General features: G+C 42.5%; 6 protein-coding genes. 1 reads left to right on the top strand and 5 read right to left on the bottom strand.

All coding sequences use genetic code 11. The annotated features are described in order from the left end of the window. Window positions 1–71: 71 nt before the first annotated feature. From EST42_RS00030 to EST42_RS00015, 4 genes are all read right to left on the bottom strand, one after another. Window positions 72–662, bottom strand: coding sequence for a hypothetical protein (locus EST42_RS00030; protein WP_134643662.1), 591 nt, complete (start codon window positions 660–662; stop codon window positions 72–74). Between the two features lie 227 nt (window positions 663–889). Then, on the bottom strand, window positions 890–2,137 hold the full coding sequence (locus EST42_RS00025; RefSeq protein WP_134643661.1) for a hypothetical protein: 1,248 nt from the start codon (window positions 2,135–2,137) through the stop codon (window positions 890–892). A gap of 2 nt (window positions 2,138–2,139) precedes the next feature. Next, window positions 2,140–2,511: a hypothetical protein gene (locus EST42_RS00020; RefSeq protein WP_134643660.1), complete on the bottom strand. Its 372-nt coding sequence runs from the start codon at window positions 2,509–2,511 to the stop codon at window positions 2,140–2,142. Further along, window positions 2,511–2,843: a hypothetical protein gene (locus tag EST42_RS00015; RefSeq protein ID WP_134643659.1), complete on the bottom strand. Its 333-nt coding sequence runs from the start codon at window positions 2,841–2,843 to the stop codon at window positions 2,511–2,513. The genes EST42_RS00020 and EST42_RS00015 overlap by 1 nt, the downstream gene beginning before the upstream one ends. Window positions 2,844–2,962: 119 nt before the next feature. On the opposite strand from EST42_RS00015, the gene EST42_RS00010 reads away from it, so the two are divergent. After that, a complete protein-coding gene (locus EST42_RS00010; protein WP_134643658.1) occupies window positions 2,963–3,508 on the top strand; it encodes a hypothetical protein in 546 nt (181 codons plus the stop codon). A gap of 235 nt (window positions 3,509–3,743) precedes the next feature. Here EST42_RS00010 and EST42_RS00005 read toward each other — a convergent pair whose 3' ends face one another. Beyond that, window positions 3,744–4,667, bottom strand: coding sequence for a rolling circle replication-associated protein (locus tag EST42_RS00005; protein WP_134643657.1), 924 nt, complete (start codon window positions 4,665–4,667; stop codon window positions 3,744–3,746). Between the last annotated feature and the right edge of the window lie 65 nt (window positions 4,668–4,732).

Genomic DNA, 4,732 nt, shown 5'->3' with positions numbered 1-4,732 from the left:
TTTTTTTTGCTTTAAAACTTATACACCAATATTAACCTAAGACGCCCGTTAAAACAACGAGCGTCTTTTTGTTACTTAGAAAACCAGCCCTTAAACCAGCGCTTGTCTTCAACTGGAGCTTCATTTAACTTGTCGTAAATCGCATTCAACAAGCTTTCAACCTGCTCAATACGCGTCACAAGCTGCTTATTATCATTGAACAAGACATCATTACGCTCAACAAGTCGCTCGTTATCGTCTAACAAAGCCTTATTACGCTTAGTTAATTTCCTGATTTCACGCTTCGAATCCTTCAGCTGTTGACGAACGGAATTAAGTTCAGCAAGCTTCCCATCTTGGACGCCACGCAACTTTGCAATAGTACGATCCTGCTCTGAAACCTTGGCTGCAAATGTAGTTGGGTTCGCAGCAACTTCAGCAGGAGAAACCATGACCATGCGTTCAGCATCTATAATGATTTCTTGCTTAGTCTCATTAAAGTTGATATTAACGTTAGCAGCACGTAAGTCTTGAGACAAAACCTCAATTTGCGCATCAGTCAAATGATGCCAATCCGCAATTCCAGCCGCTGCCATACGCTTATATAAAGTTGGCTTTGTAGCACCAATCTTATCCAAAAGTGGATCCAACTTGTCAAAGTCGTTAATGTTATCTTTACTCATAATTTGACTACCTTTACCGTATTTTCTTGATTATATCATTTTGGTTTAGCTCCGCAGGGGCTCCCGCCAGGCAAACGGAGGCCGTTTGATCCCCTAACCAGGGGATCCCTGGAACCCGTGGGAAGGTAAGGGTACCTTCCGCAGAAACTAAGCCTTATTGGTATGTATGTTGGTCAAGGCCCGACCCCCGACACGGGGACCCCGACACCTTGACCAACTGCAGCTGACTACTCCTTGGCCAGCTTTGCATTAATTGCTATGTTCTTATTGATTGCCTTGATAATTGCTTGACCAAGCCACTCGTCAGCATTAGGCCTATTAGGGAACATGCCCCTATATTCCACCGGAACATTCAGAGCGTCGTTAAACAGATAGCCCCAACCAGAATTTTTAGGCCAAGCCTTCTCAGAAAGCTCAAAACCAGGCATTAGATATTGACGCTCCTGTGGCCGCATACGCCCCTTACCAATCTTATTAGAAAACTGCTGCAAAATATCAGTAGTTAGACCTGTACCTTGCGCGCTGGCTTGTTGACTTATCAGGATAATTCCACCGGATAATGATGATCTCCCTTGCATGGCCAATAATTTGACCTTTCGAACAACATCCTCAGCTTCTTTCTTAGGCAAAGTCGCCAACCCCGAACCAAACTCTTCAAGAATCAATACGACAGGCGCATGGCCAATCTTCCAAGAATTTGCAGTAATAGACTTAACATTGCTCAATTCTGCCTGCCGCTTCTCGTGCTGCTCAATCACTAAATCAAGAACATATGACACATTAGGCTCACCAGGTGCTCCAGTCGTCCAATTCTCTCGAGGCAAATCAGAACTTGCAAACAACTTTGCCATTTCACCGCGTTTGAAATCTACACCGTAAAGTAAAGGTGCTTCTACAACTTTACTTTCACCTTTACTATCTTTACCAGAACGACGTCGCATCAGCATAAACTGGAGCAATATATTCAAAGCCTCAATACTTTTACCACTACCCGTCGACCCGGCAATAATCCACCCAGAATTAGATGAAGCATGAACAGAGTGCATCTGATCCAGCTTAATCTCGTCACCATGTGGCCGGTAATCCGCAAGTTTTTCAGGTCGTAATTGATATGAATGAGAACTATCCACCAACTCATAACGTACCCAATTCTCATCATCTGACACATACCCAGGACGAGCAACCCATGCCCCAACACGACCACGAAATGCCGCCGAAATCGCAGGCGCCAACTTCAACATGACATCAGTTTTGTCATCAACAATCGACAACGATAACACAGCATTAAAATCATCAACCTTATCGACCACGACACGAGGCAACTCGTCCCAATTTTTTAAGTGCAAAATGTTTTCATGAGCCAGAGACCAATCAACCAAACGCTGTAAGCGCCTAAACTTACCGAAAAATGACGGCAAACCACGCACATCAAAGAAGAACTGTCCCCAGCTGCTGTCATCATAACGACGTCGCATCACTAATTATCTGATTTCAAAGCAACGATTGAATCCGCATTAATCCAAGCGTCTGAACCACTAGTTGGGCCACCAGTAAGCTCCTTGAAACGCACCGCCTTAAACAACGGAACATTTTTCTTTGATCCATAAACTTTAATATCCAAAACAACCCCATTGTAATTAACTGGATATACCCATGCCTCGATAACTTCACCACTAGCTAGCGTCTTGTTCTTTTGAATTGGCTCAGCAACAGGTACAACATCAATATATGGAACAACTGTTGCTTCATACTTGTTACCTGAACCAAGAGAAACACGAGTTACTTGAACTTCATCAAGTCCCCATACCTCACCTAGTGTCTTTTGAAACAGTGCACTCTGTAATGCCATTAGTAGCCACCTTCTTCAATTTCAAAATGCAAATCATTAATAATACGCTTTCCAAACGTTACCCAAGCACCAAGCATACCCTTACCTACTTGAATATCGTCCAAAACGAACTCAAGGATCTCATCAGGCTTACCATACTCATCAGGCAAATAACGTGAAGGACGAACACGAGCCAACACAAGAGCAAACTCACGCAATTCTTCATTAGTCACCGGTTCAAAGTCCACACTAGGAACTGAAACAGCTGCCTCCAATGGACGCAAAGCTTCTTTAAGATTAGCAATATCATTCAACAAAACCTGCTTGTTTTTCTTTCCGTTTGGTACCGTCATCACAACGTACCTCCTTGTTCTTTATGACTATATTATATCATCTGTATATAGTCTTGAAAAAGTCATTAAGACTATGTTAGACTATACAAAACATATTAAACAGGGGGTTCCAGACTATCATGGACAACAAAGAAAAATACACACTCAAAGACGTGCTTAATCGCTTAGTACGCGACTACGGGTACCAAAACGGCATTCAATCATTGCGCAAGTACGTTAAAGACAACACAACACTCCAGCAGCAAAAACCTGGAAAAGCACTGCCAATATACACGGACGCTGACGTACAAATGCTAGCTAATCAAATGGGACTATCCCAAGATGATGCAATCGCACAAGAAGCGGTGTACCGAGCACAATTAATTAAAGAAACCAATGCAGATTCATATGAAGAAGCATTACGAATCCAAAAGCAAAACAGCATTGGCCGCTATTACGATAGAACTATGCAAAATAAGTTCCGTGAAATCAAGACGCTCCTTCTCACAGAAGCGATCTGGTTCGAAGGAGTAGGCACTCATCATAAATTCGATGACGCCCAGCTAAAAAAGGACCTTGAAGAAATGGACATTGCCGAAGCATATAACGATGCCGACAATCCAGATGCACAATTCGCGTTAATCAAGCTAAGCGATAAAATCGCTGACTATACAAACTACATCTAACCAGCATAACGACTACTTAAAACGACGCTTATATTATTAGTAATCCTAAGAAAGGAGCCAACCAAAATGGGCGAATTATATACAGCGATCGTCGAACTAGTAGCAGCTATTTTTAAAATCGTTATTATCATTACAACTCATAAGTAAGACGATAAAATCAGCAATCGGCACAGACTGCCGGTGAGATGTATAACTATAATCAAGTTAACTGCGGGTTACGCTACGCTACACCCGCCTAAGAGGCTCTTACGAGCCTCTTTTTGTCAGCTCTATTATATTGCTCCGTTATAACGTGAGACGTCACAGTCTCTCCCTCACGGTCTTTATATTCAAATGTGTAATCGTCAGTATGACGTGGAACCAGTCCGTCAAACCCGAACTGCTGCATCACCGCAAACTTCACCGCAAACTTAATAATTGTTGGCTTACGCAAGTTGTGAGAAGTGCGGAAATACTTCATGCCAGCAGGGTACAGTGAAAGACGGGCACCTTTAACAAACTTCTTCTGGTGACCTTTGGCTCCCTTAACTTGAACCATATCCTGCTTATATGCCATTCCTAGTGATTCCACTTCTGACAATGGCATATCCCCCAAATACGCGGTCAAATAAGCTCCGAGATTATCTGCCATCGTTGGTCGACGCAATTTCACGAAACCGTGTCCCCAAATTTCAGACAAATCATTAGGATCGATATAAAACTTCTTCTTATCGACTGCCTTAACAAGCATATGAACGTGCCAAGCACCGCGTCCCTGTGGCTCTGGAATATAGATGAATGCAATCTCTCGCTTCACGTATCGCTTAAGACGCTTCAAAAATACGTCCATATCATGAGAAAGCTGCTTTTCATCAGTCATGTTGGCCGCATAAGTTAAAGTAATCCAAAGCTCAGACTTCCCACCAGTAAAGTTTGAATTGATAATCCAGCGCATCTTCTCAAAAGTAGAACGCAATGATGCCAAGTTATCAGTTCGCTTCACAGCCTTATTTTCAAATTGCTTAATTTCACCAGTAGATATATTGACGTATTCAGTCTTACTAATTTTCTTGATGTTAGCTTGGGTGTTTCGGTGGTCATACGCACGAAACTCTAACGTATTCCCCGCAACAATCGCCTTAGTATTCGGGTGATTAGGCTTGATTAGTTCTTTAGACATAATAAAAACGGTATCCTTTCATCAGGTTTGACGCCGACAAAGAGATACCGTGGTTTGCTTTTTTT

This window comes from Weissella cibaria (assembly GCF_004521965.1).
Taxonomy (GTDB): Bacteria; Bacillota; Bacilli; order Lactobacillales; family Lactobacillaceae; genus Weissella; species Weissella cibaria_A.
This window is presented reverse-complemented; position numbering and strand designations above follow the sequence as displayed.